The organism is Streptomyces sp. NBC_00234, assembly GCF_036195325.1.
Taxonomy (GTDB): domain Bacteria; phylum Actinomycetota; class Actinomycetes; order Streptomycetales; family Streptomycetaceae; genus Streptomyces.
The window spans coordinates 647,388-666,799 of record NZ_CP108101.1 but is presented as its reverse complement, the minus strand read 5'-3'; the positions used below and the strand labels follow the sequence as shown (position 1 = coordinate 666,799).

Genomic DNA, 19,412 nt, shown 5'->3' with positions numbered 1-19,412 from the left:
ACTCGTTTAATCTGACCTGTGTGGAACCAGAAGACAAGAGCCGCCCACACGCAGCCCCGCACGCCGCACCCGCCGGGGGCGACACCGGACCCTCGGCGAGCGCCCAGCGCCGCCCCGGCTCGCACGACCCGGAGGGCAACCGCCGCGCCGTGCTCGACGCCGCCCGGCGGCTGTTCGGGGCGCACGGGTACCAGGGCGTCGGTGTCCGCGCCATCGCGGCCGAGGCCGGGGTGACCCCCGGCCTGGTGATGGCCTACTTCGGTACGAAGGACGGGCTGTTCCGCGAGGCGGTCGCGGGCGGGACGGGCGTCACCCACGACGTGCTCGCCGTCGGCACGGCCGGTGATCTGCCCGCCGCCCTCGCGGGTGCCTACCTCGACCGGTGGGACCGGCTGCCGTCGGACGACCCCTGGCCGGCGCTGATCCGCTCGGCCGTCAGCCACCCGCCGAGCGCCGAGCTGCTGCGCGGCATCCTGGAGAAGCAGGTCGGCGAGCCCCTGGCGCGGCTGCTCGGCGACTCGGCGGGGGCGGACGTACGCACCGCGATGATCCGCAGTGTGCTGTTCGGCGTGATCATGGAGCGCTACGTCTTCGCGCACGAACCGGCGGCCTCCGTCCCGACGGAGGAGTTCGCTCCCGCCCTGGCGGACGTGCTGGCCACCGCCTTCGGCGACCCTTCGGTGCGGACGGGCCCGGGGGAGGAGGAGACCGTGCGGCCGGCTCCGGGCGCGGACGCCGCCCCGCACCCCGTCCCGGACGACTCCGCAGCCTCGCTCTTCGCCGTCCTGAACGAGTGCGCCCTGCGCTACCAGGCGCTCATCGGCCGGACCGTGCGCGCCTACGGCATCAGCCCCTCCGCGTACGAGGTCATCGCCGCACTCCGTGACGCGGGGGAGCCCTACCGGCTCACCATGGGAGAGGTGGCGGACGCCGGTACGGTCCGGGCGGGCGGTCTCACCCAGCACGCGGACCGGCTGGAGGCCGCGGGCCTGATCCGGCGCGAGCGCGACGCCGGGGACCGGCGGGTCGTCCGGCTCTGCCTCACGCCCGAGGGCCTGGAACTGGCCCGCCGGGTGCACGCCGCGCGCTCGGACCAGGAGCGCGAGCTGCTGGCGGGGCTGGCGCCCGGAGACCGGCGCAGGCTCCCGGGACTGCTGGGTGCCCTCGGGCACACGCTCGGGGCCGGTGTCCCGGAGCGGTGATCTCCGCCCTGGTACACCGGCCCCGATCGAGCAACCCGGTCCGTCACGTCAGGAGTTGAGCTCCTCCAGGGTCTTGCCCTTGGTCTCCACGGCGAACCAGGCGATCACGGCACCCACCGCGGCCATCGCGGCGAGCTGCGCGAACACCAGCGTGAGGCTGCCGCCCGCCCCGATGATCGCTCCGACGGTCACCGGGCCGAGGATCACGCCGATCCGGTTCCACAGCCCGCCGAACGCCGCGCCCTTGGCGCGGTTGTGCGTCGGGTAGAGCTCGGGGGAGTACAGGTACAGCCCGGCGTTGATCGCGTACAGGAAGAAGGTCGTGCAGGACGCGAAGAGCGCGACCTGACCGCCCGAGGTCGCCCCGGCCAGCGCCAGCACGCCCAGGGAGAGCACGGTGCCTACGAGCGCCCCGATCAGCGCGGGCCTGCGGCCTATGCGGTCGACCAGCATGGCCACGACGAAGGTGCCGAGCAGGCCGGTGACATTGCTGAGCAGCGTGTACACGAGCGCCGTGGTGAGGTCCAGGTCGAACTGCTTGGTGTAGAGCGACGGCAGCCAGGTGGAGATGCCGTGGTTGACGTAGTACGCGACGAACCACAGACCCGACAGCACCGCCGTGCGGCGCAGGTAGCGGCCCCGGAACAGGTCGGCGAGGCGGCCCTGGGGCGTCTCCTCGGGGGCGTCCGACGCGGGGGCGGGTGCGGGGAGCTCCTCGGAGGTGGCGCGGGCGACCTCCGCCTCGATGCGGGCGATCGCCGCTTCCGCCTCCGCCGTACGCCCTCGGGCCAGCAGCCAGCGCGGGGACTCCTCCACGTGGCGGGGGAGCAGCGCGGCGATGAGGACGGGGATGGTGCCGACGACGAACATGGCGCGCCAGCCGAAGTTGGGTACCACCCACACGGCGAGCAGGGTCGCCGCGGCGAGCCCGGCCGGGAAGATCATCTCGTAGAGCAGGACGAACCGGCCCCGTTTGTCGGAGCGGGCGATCTCGTTGATGTACGTGGCCGCCACGGGCACGACACCGCCGATGCCCAGTCCCTGGACGAACCGGAACATCGAGAAGGTCTCGATGCTGCCGGAGAAGGCCACGGCGAGGCTGGCCAGTCCGGTGACCGCGACCCCCAGGGCGACCGTACGCACCCGGCCGATCCGGTCGCCCAGCCAGCCGGCGACCAGGGCGCCGAGCAGCATGCCGATGGAGGCGGAGGTGACCGCGAAGGTGGCCTGTCCGGTGGACAGGTTCCATTCCTTCATCAGGACGGGCAGTGCGGAGGCGGCCAGCAACTGGTCGAACGCCTCGAAGAACGTGACGGCGCCGATCAGGAACCTGACCTTGATGTGCCAGCGGGAGTGCGGCAGTCGTTCAAGTCTCGCGGCTATGGAGCCGAGTGCTGGCTTGCCGGCCACAGTCGTCATGGAGGGGGTCCTTCCGCGGGCAGTGGAGTTGCGGAGACAGTAGGGTCAGTTATCTAAGCGGTCAATGGTTAAGCGATTAGAAACCTTGATTCCGGCAACTCGACGCCCATCGTCCGTGCCGGTGGGTGCTCAGCTCAAGGGGTCACAGGCAACGATTTCGACCGGGGGGCTTGTGTCGAGATAGTTAAGCGCTTAGATTCCTAGCACTTCGGCAGTTCCGGTTGTCGGCAGCGCCCCGAGTGCGCCGCAGCCGGGGCCCGTTCCCATCCCGCCGCCTCGCCCGGAGGTCCACCCGTGCTGCAGTTCCCCACCGACATCCTGATAGCGGGCCAGTGGCGACGTGGCGCGGGCGATCCCCTCGACACGGTCGACCCGGCGACCGGGCACCTGCTCGCCACCCTCCACGCGGCCTCCGCCGAGGATGTCGCCGAAGCCGCTGAAGCCGCGGCCAAGGCGGTGGCGGACCCCGCCTGGCGCGACCTGCTCGCCCACGAACGCTCCCGGCTGCTCCACCGCATCGCCGACCTGATCGAGGAGGCCGCCGACGAGCTCTCCGCGCTGCAGACCGCCGACACCGGCAAGACCCTCGCCGAGACCAGGGCCCTCGCGCTCAGCGCGGCAGGCACCTTCCGCTACATGGGCGCCGCCCTGGAGACGGCGGAGGACGCGCTCACACCCTCCCGCGGCCCGTACGTCACCATGAGCGTCCACGAACCGATCGGCGTCGTCGGCGCGATCAACCCCTGGAACTCGCCCGTGGCCAGCGACGCCCAGAAGATCGCCCCCGCCCTCGCCGCGGGCAACGCCGTCCTGCTCAAGCCCGCGGCCTGGACCCCCCTCGTCTCGCTGGCCCTCGGCCGGCTGATCACCCGGGCCCTCGACGAGTTCCGTCTGCCGACCGCCCTGCTGTCGGTGCTGCCGGGGAGCGGCCGGGTGGTCGGCGAGGCCATCGTGCGCCACCCGCTCGTCGCCCGCATCGGATTCACCGGCGGTACGGAGACGGGGCGCTCCATCGCCGGGGCCGCCGCCCACAAGCTGGTCCCCGCGTCCCTGGAGCTCGGCGGCAAGTCGCCCACGATCGTGCGCGCCGACGCGGACGTCGAACAGGCCCTGGCAGGCGTCATGTTCGGGATCTTCTCGTCCAGCGGCCAGTCCTGCATCGCCGGCTCCCGGCTCTTCGTGGCACGCGAGATCTACGACTCCTTCGTCGGCGAACTCGTCGCACGCGTGGCCGCGCTGCGCGTCGGACCCGGCACGGACCCCGCCACCCAGGTCGGCCCCCTGGTGCACCACCGCCACCGCGACTCCGTCGCCGCCTACGTGGACCTCGCACGCTCCGAAGGAGCCAGGGTGCTGTGCGGAGGATCGGCCCCCGAGGGCGAGCGGTACACGGACGGCGCGTACTACCTGCCGACGGTCCTCGACGGGCTCGCGAACACTTCCAAGACCTGCCAGGAGGAGATTTTCGGCCCGGTCCTGGTCGCCCTGCCCTACGACGACGAGGACGACCTGGTCCGCCAGGCCAACGACTCCGTCTACGGCCTGGCCTGCGGAATCTGGACCCAGGACCTGCGGGCCGCGTGGCGTCTCGCCCGCCGGATCGAGGCGGGGACCGTCTGGATCAACACGTACAAGCAGTTCAGCGCCGCCACCCCCTTCAGCGGCTGGAAGGACAGCGGCCTCGGCACGGAGAAGGGCCGCGACGCGATCCGCGCCTACCAGCGCCAGAAGTCCCTGTACTGGGGCACCTCCTCCCACCCGCTTCCCTGGGCCGGCTGACCCGCACGCCCGCCCCCTCGTACACCCGCACGTCCGCCCGTCTGGAGAGACCGATGCACCAAGCACCCCCCGGTCCGATCGCCCGGCTCCGCTCACTGCGCTACGTCGAGCTGCACACCCCGGCCTTCACCGAGACCGCCGACTTCTACGAAGAGGTCTGGGGTCTGGAGACCGTCGAGTCCGACACCGGCGCCCGCTGGCTGCGCGGCACGGGCGACGAGCACCACGTCCTCCACCTCACCGAACGCGACCGGGTCGGTCTCGGCCGGATCGCCTTCGCCGTCGGCACCCCCGCCGAGGTCGACGAAGCGGCGCGGCGCCTCGAAGCACGCTCCGTCGTCCCCGTCGCCGGCCCCGGTCCGCTGGAGCAGGCGGGCGGCGGCTACGGGCTGCGGTTCACCGACCCCGAGGGCCGTCTCATCGAGATCAGCGCCCAGGTCGAGGCGGTCGTCCCGCGCGGCCGGGACGGTGCGGTCCCGGTCGGGGTGACGCACGCCGTGCTCAACACCACCGACATCGACGCCGCCGTCGCCTTCTACTGCGACGTGCTCGGGCTCCGGGTGTCCGACTGGTCCGAACACCAGATGGCGTTCCTGCGCTGCAACGCCGACCACCACTGCATCGCCTTCAACCAGGCCGAGTGGACCTCGCTGAACCACGTGGCGTACGAGATGACCTCGGTCGACCACTTCATGCGGGGCCTGGGACGGCTGCGCCACCACGGCATCACCCCCCAGTGGGGCCCCGGCCGGCACGGCCCGGGCAACAACACCTTCTCCTACTTCACCGACCCCTCCGGGCTGGTCTGCGAGTACACCTCCGAGGTCGCCCAGATCGTCGAGGACGCCTGGATCGCCCGTGTGTGGCGTCGGGTGCCGGACCTCTCGGACCTGTGGGGGACGGCGGGGCCGCCGTCGAAGGAGATCCGCTGCCACATGGCGGGCGCGCCGGACCCCGGCCCGCTCGCTCCCCTCGACATCCAGGAGGTCGGCGCATGAGCACCGTACGCAAAGTAGGCGTCGTCGGCTGGGGCGCCATCGGCCGGGTGGTCGGTACCGCACTCGTCGAAGGACGGGTGCAGGGCGCGGAGCTGGTCTGCGTCGTCGACAACCGTCCCCTCGGCGAGGCGGCGCCCGCCCGGCAGGTCTCCTTCGAGGAAGCCCTGGACGCCTGCGACCTGATCGTGGAGGCGGCAGGCCAGGGCGTCGTACGGGAATGGGGCACGCGGGTGCTGGAGTCCGGCACCGATCTGCTGATCGCCTCCACCGGCGCGCTGACCGACGACGAACTCGCCAAGCGGCTGCTCGCCGCCGGGCCTGGCCGGGTGTACTTCACCGGCGGCGCGGTCGGCGGTCTCGACCTGCTCCAGGCGGTCCGCTCGCTCGGGCCGCTGACCGAGGTCCGGCTGACCACCACCAAACTCCCCTCCACCCTCGAACAGCCGTGGATGGGAGAGGAGTTGCTGCATCGCATGCGGACGGCCACCGGTCCGGTCGAGGTCATGTCCGGCACCGCGCGCGACGTCCCGGTGAGTTTCCCCAAGTCCACCAACGTGGCCGCGTCGGTCGCGCTGGCCGTCGGCGACCTGGACGCTGTGCGGGTCCAGGTCGTCGCCGACCCGGCGGCGCACCACACCCGGCATGTGATCGAGGCGTCCGGTGCGTACGGTTCGTACCGCTTCGAGGTCGCCCACCTGCCCGATCCGGGCAACCCCGCCACCAGCCAGGTGGTGCCGTACGCCGTCCTGCGCAGCCTCGCCGCGCTCGCCGGCCGGACCGGGCAGATCCTGTGAGCGGCGCCGACACCTCGATCCACGTCGAGGAGGCCGGTGACCGGGGCCCCCTGCTGCTGTGCCTCCACGGCATCGGCTCCTCCTCGGCCGCCTTCGCCCCGCAGCTCGCCGAACTCTCCTCGTACGTAAGGGTCGTGGCCTGGGACGCGCCGGGATACGCCAAGTCGGCCGACCCCCAGGAGCCGCTCACCCTCGACGACTTCGCGGACGCGGCAGCCGCCCTCATCCGCGAGCGTGCCACGACCGCGCACGTCCTCGGCGTCTCCTGGGGCGGGGTGATCGCGCTGCGGCTCGCCACCAGGCACCCGGAGCTCGTCGCCTCGCTGATCGTCGCCGACTCCAGCCCCGGCTCGGGCACGGACGAGGAGAAGGCGCGGGGCATGCGGGCCCGCGCCACCGATCTGGCCGAGCTCGGCCCGCGCGCCTTCGCCGAAGCCCGAGGCCCCCGCCTGGTCTCACCGGACGCACCGGACCACCTGGTGCGCACCGTCGTGGAGAACATGGCCGCGTCGGTACGGCTGCCTGGTTACGCGTACGCCGCCGAGTCCATGGCCTGCGCCGACCTGCGTCCCGAACTCTCCTCGATCGCCGCGCCCACCCTCGTGCTCTGCGGCGAACAGGACCGGGTCACCGGCATCGAGGCGAGCCAGGCCATCGCCGGGGCCATCCACAAGACCGCCTACGTGATCGTCAAGGACGCCGGTCACCTGGCCAATCAGGAGCAGCCCGGGCACGTCAACGCCTGGATCCTCTCCCACCTCCGCATCACCGCCTCCATCCCCGAGTAGGAGCTCTGCCATGCCTCTGACCACCACCGCGTACGACAACGGCGACGACCTGTCCGCGTACACCGACTCCCTCATCGCGACCAAGGCGTCGCGGGTGGCCGACTTCGACACGCTCTCCTTCCAGGAGAAGGCCGGCGCGCAGTTCCGCCGCGGCCAGATCCGGTACGTCGGTTCGGGCGCCACCGGCAACCACGAGAGCGACAGCCGCATCCTCTCGTCCGGCGGGTTCACCTTCTCCAACATGCTGCTGCCGCCCGGCGCCGAGGGCCCGGCCCACACCCACCACGACGTCGAGGAAGCCTTCTTCGTGCTGGAGGGCGAGGTCAAGGTCGGCATCCACCGCGGCCCCGACGAGGTCGAGTTCCGCACCCTGGGCTACCGCGACATGATCGTCGTCCCGGCCGGAGTGACCCGCTCCCTCAAGAACGAGGGCGACACCGACGCCCTGTTCTGCGTCGTCATCGGGACGCAGAAGCCGCAGGTCCCGACCTACCCCGAATACTCGCCGATGCACGGCGTCACCCGTGGCTGACCAGCCCCCGGCCGACGTACGCACCGTCGTCGTCACCGGTGCGGGCCGTGGCCTCGGACTGGCCATGGCCCGCCGGGCAGGCACCGACGGCTTCCGGGTCGTCGTCGCCGAACTGGAGCGGGAACGGGGGGAGCGCGCCGCGGCGGAACTGTGCGCGGAGGGCATCGACGCCCACTTCGTACGCTGCGACGTCGCCGACCCCGCTTCGGTGGACGCCCTGGCGGCCACCGTGCGTGAACTGGGACCGCTGTACGGCCTGGTCAACAACGCGGCCCTCGCCAACGGCGTCGGCGGCAAGGAGTTCCAGGACCTCGACGTCGAGGTGTGGGACCGGCTGATGGCGGTCAACGCCCGCAGCCCCTGGCTGGTCTCGAAGGCCCTGTACCCGCTCTTCGCGGCACCCGGCCGGATCGTCAACATCGCCTCGGACGCCGCCCTGTACGGCTCCCCGCGCCTCGCCCACTACATCGCCTCCAAGGGGGCGGTCATCGCCCTCACCCGGGCCATGGCGCGCGAGCTCGGCGACAAGGGGATCACCGTGAACGCGGTCGCCCCCGGACTCACCGAGTGCGAGGCGACCGAGACGGTGCCCGCCGAACGCCACGACCTCTACCGCTTGAACCGGGCCATCTCCCGCCCCCAGCAGCCGGACGACCTCACCGGAATCGTCTCCTTTCTGCTGGCCGAGGAATCCCGCTATCTGACCGGACAGGTGATCGCCGTCAACGGCGGCTTCACCATGAACTGAACCCCAGGAGACACGAGTTATGGATCTGGGCCTCGCCGACCGCACCATCCTGGTCACCGGCGGCAGCTCGGGCGTCGGCCTGGCCACGGTCCGCGCCCTGCTGGACGAGGGAGCGCGCGTCGCGACCTGCGGTCGTGACGCCGGCCGCCTCGCAAAGGCGGCAGCCGGCCTCGGCGCCGGCCGCGACCGCCTGCTGACCGACGTCTGCGACGTACGCGACGCCGACGCCGTACGCGCCTTCGTCCGCCGTACCGCCGAGACGTTCGGCTCCGTCGACGGACTCGTCAACAACGCGGGCCAGTCACGCATGAAGGGGCTCGACGACTCCACCGCCGAGGACTGGCGCGACGAACTGGAGCTCAAGTTCGCCGGGGTGCTGAACCCCCTCCAGGCGGCGCGCCCCCACCTCGCCGCCTCCGGCGCGGCCAGTGTCGTCAACATCAACGCGGTCCTCGCCAAACAGCCCGAGACCCGGCTGATCACCACGAGCGCCGCCCGCGCGGGCATCCTCAACCTCTCCAAGTCCCTGTCCATCGAACTGGCCGCCGATGGTATCCGGGTCAACTCCGTCTGCCTCGGACTCGTCGACACCGGCCAGTGGACCCGGCGGTACGCCGCCGCCGACTCCGGTACGACGTACGAGGAATGGCAGTCCGAACTCGCCGCCGACCGGGGCATCGCGCTCGGCCGCCTCGGCCGCGCCGAAGAGGTCGCGTACGCCGTCCTCGCCCTCCTCTCACCCCGCGCCTCCTACATCACCGGCACCAGCATCGACGTCTGCGGCGGCGTCGGCCGCTCCATCCTCTGAGGAGACACCATGCGACACGACAACGGAGGCGATCTCCTCGTCGCCGTCCTGCGCGAACTCGGCATCGACACCGTCTTCGGCATCGTCAGCGTGCACAACCTGCCGCTCGTCGAGGCCGTCGACCGTGAGCTGCGGTTCGTCCCCGTCCGGCACGAGGCATCCGCGGTGAACGCCGCCGACGCCTACGGCCGGGCCCGCGGCACCCTCGGCTGCGCCCTGACCTCCACCGGTACCGGCGCGGGCAACGCGGCCGGCTCGCTGATCGAGGCGCTCAGCGCGGGCAGCTCCGTGCTGCACGTCACCGGGCAGGTGGAGAGCGAATTCCTGGGCAGCGGACGGGGGTTCATCCACGAGACCAAGGACCAGCTCGGCATGCTCACCGCGGTCTCCGCCTACGCGGCAAGCGTCCCGGACGCCATGCAGGCGGGCCGGATCCTGCGCGAGGCGGCCCGGTCGGCGCTCGCCGCACCCGGCGGCCCCGCCAGCGTGGAATGGCCGATCGACCTCCAGTACGCCCCCCAGACCGACGAGCCCGCCGGGGCCTCGCCCCCCGCCACGGCACCGGCCCCCACGGCGGACGAACTGGCAGCCGCCGGGGCCCTCCTGGCCTCGGCGCGCCGTCCGCTGATCTGGGCCGGCGGCGGCGCGGCGACCGCCCGCGACGAGCTCACCCGCCTCCTGGAGGCCACCGGAGCGGGGCTTCTCACCTCGAACTCCGGGCGCGGCGTCGTGCCCGAGGACCACGAGCAGGTCGTCGGCAACTTCGCCACCACCCCCGCGGCGCGCGCCCTCCTCGCCGACGCGGACGTCCTGCTCACCATCGGCACGCACTTCCGCTCCAACGAGACCGCCGACTACACGCTGGAGCTCCCCGGCGCGCACATCCAGATCGACGTCGACGCCGCCGCGCTGGCCCGGGTCTACCCGGCCACCCACACCCTGCACGGCGACGCGGCCGGCACCCTGGGCGGCCTGCTGCCGTACGCCGGAACCGCGGAGACCGGCTGGACGGACCGCGTCGCCGCCGTACGCACCGAGGTCCGGGCGGTCCTGCACGCGGGCATCGGCCCGCAGGCCGCGATCTGCGACGCCATCCGCGCCGCCCTGCCGCGCGAGGCCGTCGTGGCACGCGACGTCACCATCCCGTCCAGCAGCTGGGGCAACCGGCTGCTGGAGATGTACGACCCCCGGGACAACATCTTCCCGCGCGGCGGCGGCATCGGGCAGGGGCTCGGCATGGGCATCGGCGCGGCGCTCGCCAGGCCCGGCGCGCCCACCGTGGTCATCGCCGGGGACGGCGGACTCGCCGTCCACCTCGGCGAGCTCCTCACACTCGCCCAGGAGCGGCCCCGGCTGACCCTGATCGTCTTCAACGACGGCGGATACGGCGTCCTGCGCAACATGCAGGACCGCTACAGCGAGCGCCGCTCCGGAGTCGATCTCGTCACCCCGGACTTCGGACTTCTCGCGCAGGCATGCGGGCTGCCCTACGCCCGCATCTTCGCCGAGGAGCACGCAGGCCCGGTGCTCTCCGAGGCCCTCGCCTCGGACGGGCCGACGCTCGTCGAGGTGGATCTCGGCGCACTCGGCCCGATGAAGACCCCGTTCACCCCGCCCGTGAGGATCCCGGGCCAGTAGCCCGGCCCCGCCCGTACTGCCGGTAAGGAGGCAAGAGGCCATGAGCGAGCACTCGCTGCGGCTGACCGTCCGTCGTATGACCTGGGAGGCCGAGGGCGTCCTGTCCGTCGAGCTGGTTCATCCCGAGGGCAAACCCCTGCCCGCCTGGACCCCCGGCGCGCACCTCGACGTCCAAGTCGGCGGCCAGATCCGCCAGTACAGCCTGTGCGGCGACCCGCGCACCGGCGACGTCTACCGCATCGGCGTGCTCAACGAGCCCGCCTCGCGCGGCGGTTCACGGTACGTGCACACCCAGCTGCGACCCGGGCAGCAGGTCACCGTCTCCGAACCGCGCAACCACTTCGCGTTGGAGGACGCCGACGGCTACGTCTTCGTCGCAGGCGGCATCGGGATCACCCCGCTGCTGGCCATGGCCCGCGAGGCGGACCGCCGGGGGGACACCTGGCGGATGGTGTACGGCGGCAGGAGCCGCGCCTCCATGGCATTCACCGCGGAACTCGCCGCACTCGGCGGCGACGTCACGTTCGTCCCGCAGGACGAGCAGGGCCACATCGACCTCGCCGCCGAGCTCGGCGCGCTGCCCCCCGGCACGCTGGTGTACTCCTGCGGCCCCGAACCGCTGCTCACCGCCGTCGAGGAGCGCTGCTCGGGAGACCGTCTGCGTCTGGAACGGTTCGCCGCACCCGTGGTGGAACGCACCGGCGAGGACGAGGAGTTCGAGGTCGAGTTCCGGTCCTCCGGAGTGACGCTCACCGTCGGCGCCGGCACCTCCATCCTCGACGCGGCGGAAGGCGCCGGGCTCACCGTGGAGAGCTCGTGCCGCGATGGGATCTGCGGCTCCTGCGAGACGCGGGTCCTCGACGGCACCCCCGACCACCGCGACTTCCTGCTCAGCGACGCCGAGCGCGCGGCAGGCGCCACGATGATGATCTGCGTCTCGCGGTGCGCCTCCCGCAGCCGGCTCGTCCTCGACCTGTGACCCCCTCGACCGCACTCCCAGGAGACATCACCGTGAACGACACCTGGCCCTACCTGGACGTCCACCAGTCCCGTACGCACGAGCCGACCCCGTACGCGTACAAGCTCGCCGCCACGCTCGAAGAGGTCTTCACCCACGAGGGGCACGAACTGGCCGACGTGGTACGCGGACTGAATAGCCGTCAGGTCCACGCCGCCGACGGCGCCCCGTGGACCGAGGAATCCTTCCGCGCCGAGATGAACCGACTGGGAGCCTGACCATGACGCTGTCGTCCTCCGCCACCGCCGAACACATCTACGCCACCGGGCTGCGCAATCAGTGGCACCCGGTCGTCCCCTCGCACTTCGTGGCCCCCGGCGCGATGCGCAAGGTGACCGCCCTCGGCGAGCAGTGGCTGCTCTTCCGTCGCTCCGACGGAGCCCTGTCCATGCTCGCCGACCGCTGCCCGCACCGCGGCGCGCCGCTCTCGCTCGGCAAACACCTCGGCGACCGCGTCGCCTGCTGGTACCACGGAGTCGAGGTCGAGCCCGACGGAACGGTCTCCTCCGTCCCCGGGCTGCCGGGCTGCAGCCTGGAGGGCAAGAAGCTGGTCACCTCGCTGCCGGTACGCGAGGTCGCCGGCGCGATCCTCGCGTACTTCGGGGACGAGGAGCACCCCGAGCCCGCCGAGCTGACGCTCCCCGAGCCGCTGACGGACCCCGAGGTGGAGGCGTTCCTGTGCTACGCCGAGTGGGACACACCGTGGCGCTACGCCGTGGAGAACCTCCTCGACCCGATGCACGGCGCGTTCCTCCACCACGACTCGCACACGATGTTCGACGGGGACACCACGGCGAAGTTCCGCATCCGGGAGACGGGGCGCGGCTACTTCTTCGAGAAGACCGACCAGCGCGGCGTCAACTTCGACTGGGTCGAACTCTGCCGCACCGGTGTGGACTGGGTCGACCTCTCCATCCCGTATCCGCCGTCGGCGGGCCCCGGCGGGCCGTTCGGCATCGTGGGCATGGTCTGTCCGGTGGACGAGCGGCGCAGCGGTGTCTTCTTCTGGCGCTACCGCCGCGTCCAGGACTGGCAGCGGGACACGTGGCGCTTCCTGTACAAGACCCTGATCGAGAAGCGCCACTGGGACGTCCTGGAGCAGGACCGCGTGATGCTGGAGGCCATGCCCGCCGACGCCGACCAGCGGGAGAACCTCTACCAGCACGACCTGGGCGTGGTGCGCCTGCGCCGTCTCTACCGCGCGGGCGCCGAGGCCCAGTCCTCGGCGGTCTCCTGAGACCCGCCGGGGATCAGTGGCCCGGTTGTCCCTCGGAGACACTCTCGGGGCTCTTCTCCTCCTCGCCGAGGAACTCGGCGACCGCGAGGGCGAAGAGCAGCGCCAGGGCCAGGCCCAGGACGACCCAGCCCGTCGGATGGGGCCACAGCACGTAGGCGAGCACCGCTGCCGCGACGAGGATCCAGGTGATCCAGACGCGGTGGCGGTGGACGAACGGTCCGACGGGGCCGGTCCGCAGGCCCGCGCCGTTCGCCGTGGCGCGGGCCGCGCCGATGCCCGAGTGCCAGAGCCCCCGCACCAGCGTGGCGTACCGTCCGGATCCCGAGAGCCATGCCGCGAGGGCGAGGATCACACCGAGGGTGACGACCATGCGGATCGTCGTGCGCAGGAAGTGGATCATGGCGTCGTAGACCGAGCCGGCCGCGGCCTCGGAGGCGTCGGCGGGCAGGGCGTTGAGATAGACCGCGCGGAAGACGGTGAGGAGGGTCCCGAGGATCACCGCGGCCACGGCGAAGCCCAGGGCCGCGGCGATCAGGGTGCGCCTGCGCCGGGTGGAGAGCAGGACGCCCGCCCCGGCCAGCACCACGGCGAGGATCGGAAGCCACAGACCGGCGAGCTGAAGGAGCCGGAAGCCCGTCTTCACCTTGCCGATGTTGTCGGCCCGGACGATCGTGAAATCGGTGTGCACCTCGGGGATCTTGCCTGCGGCTTCGAGCCCGGAGTCCACGAGCCGTTCCTTGACGCGTTCGACCACCGGGGCCAGATCCAGCGTCACCGAGTCGTTCTTGATCGTCACCGCTCCGTCGCCACTGCCGGTCAGGGCTTTGACGACGGAGGTGTGGATCGTCCGGTTGGCTTCGATCCAGATCCTTCGGAAGGTGTCGGAGGCGACGACTTCCTGCGTCTTGTCGTGGACGAAGCTGCGGACCGCGTCCTCCAGGGAGTTGCCGAGCCGTCCCAGCGCCTTGCGGACCAGCGGGCGTTGCTCGGGGGCCACGTCCGCCAGCAGGGTGTCGAGATCGATGTGTTCCATGACCGCGTCACTGACACGCTTGGCGACGGCGGCCTGGACATGGCCGTCCGAGGCGAGCGGGGTGACCGTGGCGACGTAACGGTCGGTGTCGCCGATCTGGTCTGCGGTCCAGGCCGCGACGATGCCGAGCGGGGCGAGCACGCAGCCGACGAAGACCAGCAGCGCGGCGAAGAACGAGCGCGTACGGTGCCGGGGTGGTTGCCGCTTCGCGGCTGCCGCGTCCGTCTCCAGGGCGGCGACCCTGGCGCGCAGCGCGGAAAGCTCGGCCGGTTCCTCGCCATCGGGCATGTGCGGGCCTCCTTGGGCGCAGGCCCTCAGCCAAGGCCGCCGCGCGGTCTCCGGCAAGGAGAGCGAGGCCGAACGGGTGAGGGCGACCGCGCAGCGGGCCAGGGCTCAGGACGAGGCGCCCGGCCCCATCCGCTTGTCCCGGCGGACGAGCTGCCCGAGCACGTCCAGCTCCTCGGGCGGGCAGGCGGCGGCGAGTTGGGGGAACACCTCGGCCTCCTCCTCGCGCATGTGGGCGGCGGCCTCGAATTTGAGCTTCGCGACGAGGTCGTTGAAATCCGGGTCGTCGGTGGTCCGCCCCTCCAGGTCCTTGAGCATGCGCGCGATCCTGCCGTGGGTGGCGATCTCCTTGTCCGCGAGCGCGTCGCCGTCCGGGACGTGGGTGCGTACGGACGGGTAGAGGTGCATCTCCTCGGCCGCCGCATGCCGTAGGAGCTCCGAGGTCAGCCGGTCGACCAGGTGCCGCCGTTCCGGATGCCCCACCGGCTGTGCGTCGATGCGGGCGAAGATGTCCTCCGCCGCCCGATGATCGGCGGTGAGCTCCGCGATCACGTTTCCGCCCTGTCCCATGGCCGTTCCTTCCTCGGGTTCCGTCGCCCCGTGCCGGGGGTGCGGACCCCAAGCCAACAGGCCGGCGGAGCGAAGCCGGGCTCCGTGGCCGGCGACAGACCCGGCTCTCACCTCTCCGGCCCAGCAGAACCCGGCCGGGTGGTCCCGCGACGGACCGGAGGCCGCCGCGGGACCACCCTCGCGGACTGCCCCGCGCAGGGGCGTTCACCGTGGATCCGGTTACTGGATACCCGGGATCTCGCGTCCCGCGAAGCCGGCACGGACCGCGTCCGCCGCGCTCTTTCCGTACATCCGCTGCGCCGTCGCGATCGTCGTCAGCGCCGCGTCCTGGAAGCTGGTGTCGGGCGCGAAGCCGAACTGGGCGTTGATGATGATGCGGTCGGCCACCCGGGCACCGAGTGCCTTCCGGATGTCGAGCAGCGCCCGGGACCAGATCTCGCCGTCCGCGTGCACGGCGCCCACCCGGTCCCCGTACACCTTGTCCTTGTCGATGCGGCGCAGGCAGTGCGGCGCGCTGCTGTAGCTGACCGAGTCCCAGTCCGCCACGCACGCCGCGTCGGCCTTCAGCGGCCAGCCGTAGCGGGAGGCCGCGTGGGTGCCGACCTCGACGGCGAGGTAGTCCCCGAACGCCTCGCCGATCGCCCCGGCCTCCACCGAGGTCCCGAATCCGGGCACCTGGGCGTTGTGCACCGCGTGCCCGTACTCGTGGACGATCACCTCGGCGTCCTCGGCGTCGTCCACCCCGCCCTTGCCGAAGCGGATCTCGGCCTTCTTGTCGGTGAAGTAGGAGTTGTCCGCACCCCACTGGTTGATACGGACGGGCTGTGCGCGGTCGTTGGCGCCGGGCAGGTCGCTGCCGAAGCCCAGACCCTGGAGGTACTCCTGTGCCTCGTTGGTCCAGAAGTAGGCCATGACCTGTTCGAACTGGTCGTCGTGCCGGGTGTACGTGCCGGCGTCGGCGGTCTTCGCGGAGGCGCCGGTGTCCGACCGGACGTAGGCCCACCGTCCGGAGAGTGTGCCGCTGCCGTCGAGGTTGCGCAGCGCGGCCGAGGCGTAGGCCGACGCGGGTACGGCGCCGGCCGAGTCCTTGGCGTCGACGAGCGACTGGTCGCCCGAGGACTGCACGGGGTTGACCATGAACACACTGGCCTGCGGTGCGGCCGGGGCGGGGGCGGCCCCGGTGGCCGAGGCGGCTCCTGCCGTGGTGAGCAGGGCCACGATGGCGGTGGCCGAGGCGATCAGCGCGCGGGGTGTGCGGCGAGCCATGTACATCCTCCCGTTGTGGTGCGGGTTACGCCGGATGCGGGGGGTGGCGCGGCGTGATCATTGCGCACACGCCCGGCTTTGGCCAGCCCCCGGAGCGTGACGCCGCCTCAGCGGCACGGCGCGTCACGCCCTCCGCCCCCGTCCGGGCCGCGCCCCCGGCGCCTCCGGCCGGTCCTCCGTCCCCGGCCTCCGCCCCTGACTGCCTCGGCCCGCCTCCGCCTCAGAAGTTGATCATGTGCCCGGCGAGACCGTGCACGGCCTCCTTCACGGCCTCACCCAGGGTCGGGTGGGCGTGCACGTTCCGCGCCACCTCGTGGACGGTGAGGTCCCACTGCTGAGCCAGCGTCAGTTCCGGCAGCAGCTCGGTGACATCGGGGCCGATCAGGTGCGCGCCGATGATCTCGCCGTACTTCGCATCGCTGATGATCTTCACGAAGCCGGTCGTGTCACCGAGGCCGTGCGCCTTGCCGTTCGCCATGAACGGGAACTTCGCGACCTTCACGTCGAAGCCCTGCTCCCGCGCCTGCGCCTCCGTCCAGCCGAAGCTGGCGATCTGCGGCTGGCAGTAGGTGGCGCGCGGGATCATCCGGTAGTCGAGCTCCATCGTCTCGGCGTCCGCGAGGGTCTCGGCGGCGATGACGCCCATCGCCTCGGCGGCGTGCGCGAGCATCAGCTTCGCCGTCACGTCACCGATGGCGTAGATGTGCGGCACGTTGGTGCGGCAGCGGCCGTCCACGTCGATCGCGCCGCGCTCGGTGACGGCGACGCCGGTCGCCTCCAGGCCGTAACCGGTGACGTTCGGTGCGAACCCGATGGCCTGGAGCACCTTGTCGGCCTCCAGGACCTTCTGCGCGCCGTCCTTGCCGGTGACGGTGACGCGGACCTGGGGTCCGGACTCGTCGATCGCCTCGACCCGGGTCGAGGTCAGCACGTCGATGCCGAGCTTGCGGTACTGCTTCGCGAGTTCCTTGGAGACGTCCTCGTCCTCCAGCGGTGCGACACGGTCCAGGAACTCGACGATCGTGACCTTCACGCCGTAGTTGCGCAGGACGTACGCGAACTCGATGCCGATGGCGCCCGCGCCCGCGATGACGATCGACTGCGGCACGCCGTCCGCGAGGATCTGCTCCTCGTACGTCACGACGCGTGCGCTGCGGGCGGTGCCGGGCAGCAGGCGCGGAGTGGCGCCGGTGGCGATGATGCAGTTGTCGAACGCGATCGTCCGCGTGGTGCCGTCGGACCCGGCCACCTGGAGGGTGTTCGCGTCGAGGAACGTGCCCCGCCCGTCCAGTTCGGTGATGCCGTTCTTCTTCATCAGGAAGTGGACGCCCTTGACGCGGCCGTCCGCGACGGTGCGGCTGCGGCGGAACGCCTCGCCGTAGTCGAAGGAGACCGTCCCGTCGACCTTGATGCCGAAGGTCTTGGCCTCGTCGTTGACGATGTGGGCGAGTTCGGCGTTGCGCAGCAGGGCCTTGGTGGGGATGCAGCCGACGTTGAGGCACACACCGCCCCAGTACTTCTCCTCGACGACCGCGACCCGCTTGCCCAGCTGGGCGGCGCGGATGGCGGCGACGTAGCCGCCGGGGCCGGCTCCGAGTACGACGACGTCGAAGCGCTCATGCATGACAGGTCCTTAGGGTCGAGGGTGTTCCGGAACCGAGGCCGACGGGACGGCCATCCTCACCCTAGGGGGTGCCCGTGAGGTCACGCCGGGCGAGCGGCGTCTCGCATCACGCGCCGTCCGGCCGTGCCCCCGCGTCGGAGGCCGGTACTCCGCCCTGGAGCCGGGCGCGCTGGATCTGGCACGCGAGGGCGCGGCGCGACGAGGCCGACCCGCCGCCGGTGACCTTCGCGGGGACGTCCAGGCCACGGCTGATCCGGTCGTACGCCTCCTGGTAGCCGCCGGGCATCGTGGCCCGGTGCGTTCTCAGGTCCTCCTCGACGAGACGCCGCAGGTCGTCGACGGTCCGTGGCGTGAAGCGCTTCCTCCCCCTGGCGACCGCGTGCACGAAGTGACCGCAGCGGGCGGTGTCCCCGAAGGTCTCCGAGATCTCCTCGGCGAGACCCCACAGACGGCCGTCGAGCCACGGGACGTCCCGCTGGTCCAGGGTGAGTTCCACCGGGGGCGGTGCATCGCCCGCCCGGTACTTCGCCACCTGTTTCGAAACGGCGGGCTGGCTCATCCCGGTGAGCCGCGCGATGCGCTCCTGGGTCCAGCCGAGGCCGGCGAACGACTGGATCATCTCGGCGCGCAGTTTCCGCATCTCCTCGCCTGCGCGGATGACCTCGTTCATGCCGACGAGCATCCGCTCGGCCTGCTCCTCGGTCAGCGTTCCGGGGTTCTGGTGCTCCTGCTCTTCGCCTGCCACGACCCGGTTATACACCCGGGCCGGGAACACTGTCATAACCAGGTTGTATAACTGGGTTATGACTGGCAGGATCCCGGGTCATGCCTACGTTCTCCGCATCCGATGGAACCCTGCTCGCCTACCGTTCGGCAGGTGAGGGACCTCCGCTCGTCTGCGTCCCCGGCGGCCCCGCCGACTCCCTGTACCTCGGTGATCTGGGCGGCCTGTCCGCACACCGGCGGCTGATCGCCCTGGACCTTCGCGGCACCGGCCGCTCCGCGGTGCCCGAGGACCCCTCCTCGTACCGCTGCGACCGGCTGGTCGACGACATCGAGGCGCTGCGCGTGCACCTCGGCCTGTCCCGGATCGATCTGCTCGGGCACTCCGCCGGCGCGAACCCGGCGACGCAGTACGCGGCCCGGTATCCGGACCGCGTCGGCAGGCTCGCCCTGATCGCTCCCGGCGCCCGTGCCGTCGGCATCGAGATCACCGGCGAGACGCGGCGCGCGCTCGCGCGGTCGCGGCGGGACGAGCCGTGGTTCCCCGCGGCGTTCCCGGCACTGGAGGCGATCACCCAGGGAACCGGCAGCGACTGGGAGGCCATCGCACCCTTCCTCTACGGCCGTTGGGACGACGCGGCGCGGGAGCACCAGAGGGCGAGCGGTCCGGACAACATGGAGGCCGTACGACTCTTCGGGGCCGACGGGGCCTTCGACCCGGCGGCCACCCGCGCCGCGCTCGGTGCCTTCACGGCCCCCGTGCTGGTGCTCGCCGGAGAGTTCGACCTGAACAGCCCGCCGCGGTCGGCGACCGAACTCGCGGACGTGTTCCCCGATGCCTCGCTCGTCGTGCAGCGGGGGGCGGGCCACTACCCCTGGCTCGACGACCCCGACGGATTCGTGGCGGCCACCGCGGCGTTCCTGGGCCGCTGACCGCACGTACCCGGCTG

At 71.8% G+C, this 19,412-nt stretch carries 19 protein-coding genes; 13 read left to right on the top strand and 6 right to left on the bottom strand.

From position 1 onward, the window contains the following. The first annotated feature begins 20 nt into the window (after positions 1–20). Positions 21–1,202, top strand: a complete 1,182-nt coding sequence (locus tag OG230_RS02940; RefSeq protein ID WP_328908547.1) for a TetR/AcrR family transcriptional regulator — start codon at positions 21–23, stop codon at positions 1,200–1,202. A gap of 48 nt (positions 1,203–1,250) precedes the next feature. On the opposite strand, the gene OG230_RS02935 is transcribed toward OG230_RS02940, so the two are convergent. Further along, positions 1,251–2,621: an MFS transporter gene (locus OG230_RS02935; RefSeq protein WP_328908546.1), complete on the bottom strand. Its 1,371-nt coding sequence runs from the start codon at positions 2,619–2,621 to the stop codon at positions 1,251–1,253. Positions 2,622–2,915: 294 nt separating this feature from the next. On the opposite strand from OG230_RS02935, the gene OG230_RS02930 reads away from it, so the two are divergent. Genes OG230_RS02930 through OG230_RS02880 form a run of 11 tightly spaced genes read left to right on the top strand, consistent with a single transcriptional unit; the run spans position 2,916 to position 12,961 of the window. Beyond that, complete coding sequence (locus OG230_RS02930) at positions 2,916–4,400, top strand: aldehyde dehydrogenase (RefSeq protein WP_328908545.1); 1,485 nt, start codon at positions 2,916–2,918, stop codon at positions 4,398–4,400. 53 nt (positions 4,401–4,453) lie between these two features. Further along, entirely contained in the window at positions 4,454–5,398 is a 945-nt protein-coding gene (locus OG230_RS02925; protein ID WP_328908544.1) for a VOC family protein, read from the top strand. Continuing rightward, positions 5,395–6,192 carry an aspartate dehydrogenase domain-containing protein gene (locus tag OG230_RS02920; RefSeq protein ID WP_328908543.1) on the top strand — a complete coding sequence of 266 codons (798 nt, stop codon included), beginning with the start codon at positions 5,395–5,397 and terminating at the stop codon, positions 6,190–6,192. The genes OG230_RS02925 and OG230_RS02920 overlap by 4 nt, the downstream gene beginning before the upstream one ends. Then, the gene (locus OG230_RS02915; protein ID WP_328908542.1) at positions 6,189–6,980 is read left to right on the top strand and encodes an alpha/beta fold hydrolase; all 792 of its coding nucleotides are present in this window, start codon (positions 6,189–6,191) and stop codon (positions 6,978–6,980) included. The genes OG230_RS02920 and OG230_RS02915 overlap by 4 nt, the downstream gene beginning before the upstream one ends. A 10-nt stretch (positions 6,981–6,990) precedes the next feature. Beyond that, entirely contained in the window at positions 6,991–7,512 is a 522-nt protein-coding gene (locus OG230_RS02910) for a cupin domain-containing protein (protein WP_328908541.1), read from the top strand. Continuing rightward, complete coding sequence (locus tag OG230_RS02905) at positions 7,505–8,260, top strand: SDR family oxidoreductase (RefSeq protein WP_328908540.1); 756 nt, start codon at positions 7,505–7,507, stop codon at positions 8,258–8,260. Before OG230_RS02910 ends, OG230_RS02905 begins: the two co-directional genes overlap by 8 nt. A gap of 19 nt (positions 8,261–8,279) precedes the next feature. Beyond that, positions 8,280–9,068, top strand: coding sequence for an SDR family oxidoreductase (locus OG230_RS02900; protein WP_328908539.1), 789 nt, complete (start codon positions 8,280–8,282; stop codon positions 9,066–9,068). A 9-nt stretch (positions 9,069–9,077) separates the two neighbouring features. Continuing rightward, entirely contained in the window at positions 9,078–10,706 is a 1,629-nt protein-coding gene (locus OG230_RS02895) for a thiamine pyrophosphate-binding protein (protein WP_328908538.1), read from the top strand. A 40-nt stretch (positions 10,707–10,746) separates the two neighbouring features. Further along, a complete protein-coding gene (locus tag OG230_RS02890; RefSeq protein WP_328908537.1) occupies positions 10,747–11,685 on the top strand; it encodes a PDR/VanB family oxidoreductase in 939 nt (312 codons plus the stop codon). Between the two features lie 32 nt (positions 11,686–11,717). Beyond that, positions 11,718–11,942 carry a recombinase-like helix-turn-helix domain-containing protein gene (locus OG230_RS02885; RefSeq protein WP_443051480.1) on the top strand — a complete coding sequence of 75 codons (225 nt, stop codon included), beginning with the start codon at positions 11,718–11,720 and terminating at the stop codon, positions 11,940–11,942. Between the two features lie 2 nt (positions 11,943–11,944). Next, a complete protein-coding gene (locus OG230_RS02880; protein ID WP_328908536.1) occupies positions 11,945–12,961 on the top strand; it encodes an aromatic ring-hydroxylating dioxygenase subunit alpha in 1,017 nt (338 codons plus the stop codon). A 13-nt stretch (positions 12,962–12,974) separates the two neighbouring features. Here the strand turns inward: OG230_RS02880 and OG230_RS02875 are convergent, their stop codons facing one another. The 5 genes from OG230_RS02875 to OG230_RS02855 all read right to left on the bottom strand — a co-directional run bounded on the left by OG230_RS02875 (position 12,975) and on the right by OG230_RS02855 (position 18,484). Next, positions 12,975–14,282, bottom strand: coding sequence for a hypothetical protein (locus OG230_RS02875; protein WP_328908535.1), 1,308 nt, complete (start codon positions 14,280–14,282; stop codon positions 12,975–12,977). A gap of 105 nt (positions 14,283–14,387) precedes the next feature. After that, a complete protein-coding gene (locus OG230_RS02870) occupies positions 14,388–14,849 on the bottom strand; it encodes a hemerythrin domain-containing protein (protein WP_328908534.1) in 462 nt (153 codons plus the stop codon). Positions 14,850–15,068: 219 nt separating this feature from the next. Continuing rightward, entirely contained in the window at positions 15,069–16,115 is a 1,047-nt protein-coding gene (locus OG230_RS02865) for a M36 family metallopeptidase (RefSeq protein ID WP_328908533.1), read from the bottom strand. Between the two features lie 220 nt (positions 16,116–16,335). Further along, positions 16,336–17,739, bottom strand: coding sequence for a dihydrolipoyl dehydrogenase (gene lpdA / locus OG230_RS02860; RefSeq protein WP_328908532.1), 1,404 nt, complete (start codon positions 17,737–17,739; stop codon positions 16,336–16,338). 106 nt (positions 17,740–17,845) lie between these two features. Beyond that, positions 17,846–18,484, bottom strand: a complete 639-nt coding sequence (locus OG230_RS02855; protein ID WP_328908531.1) for a helix-turn-helix domain-containing protein — start codon at positions 18,482–18,484, stop codon at positions 17,846–17,848. Between the two features lie 80 nt (positions 18,485–18,564). On the opposite strand from OG230_RS02855, the gene OG230_RS02850 reads away from it, so the two are divergent. Further along, positions 18,565–19,395 (top strand): alpha/beta fold hydrolase, encoded by an 831-nt coding sequence (locus OG230_RS02850; RefSeq protein WP_328908530.1) that lies wholly within the window; start codon positions 18,565–18,567, stop codon positions 19,393–19,395. Positions 19,396–19,412: the final 17 nt, after the last annotated feature.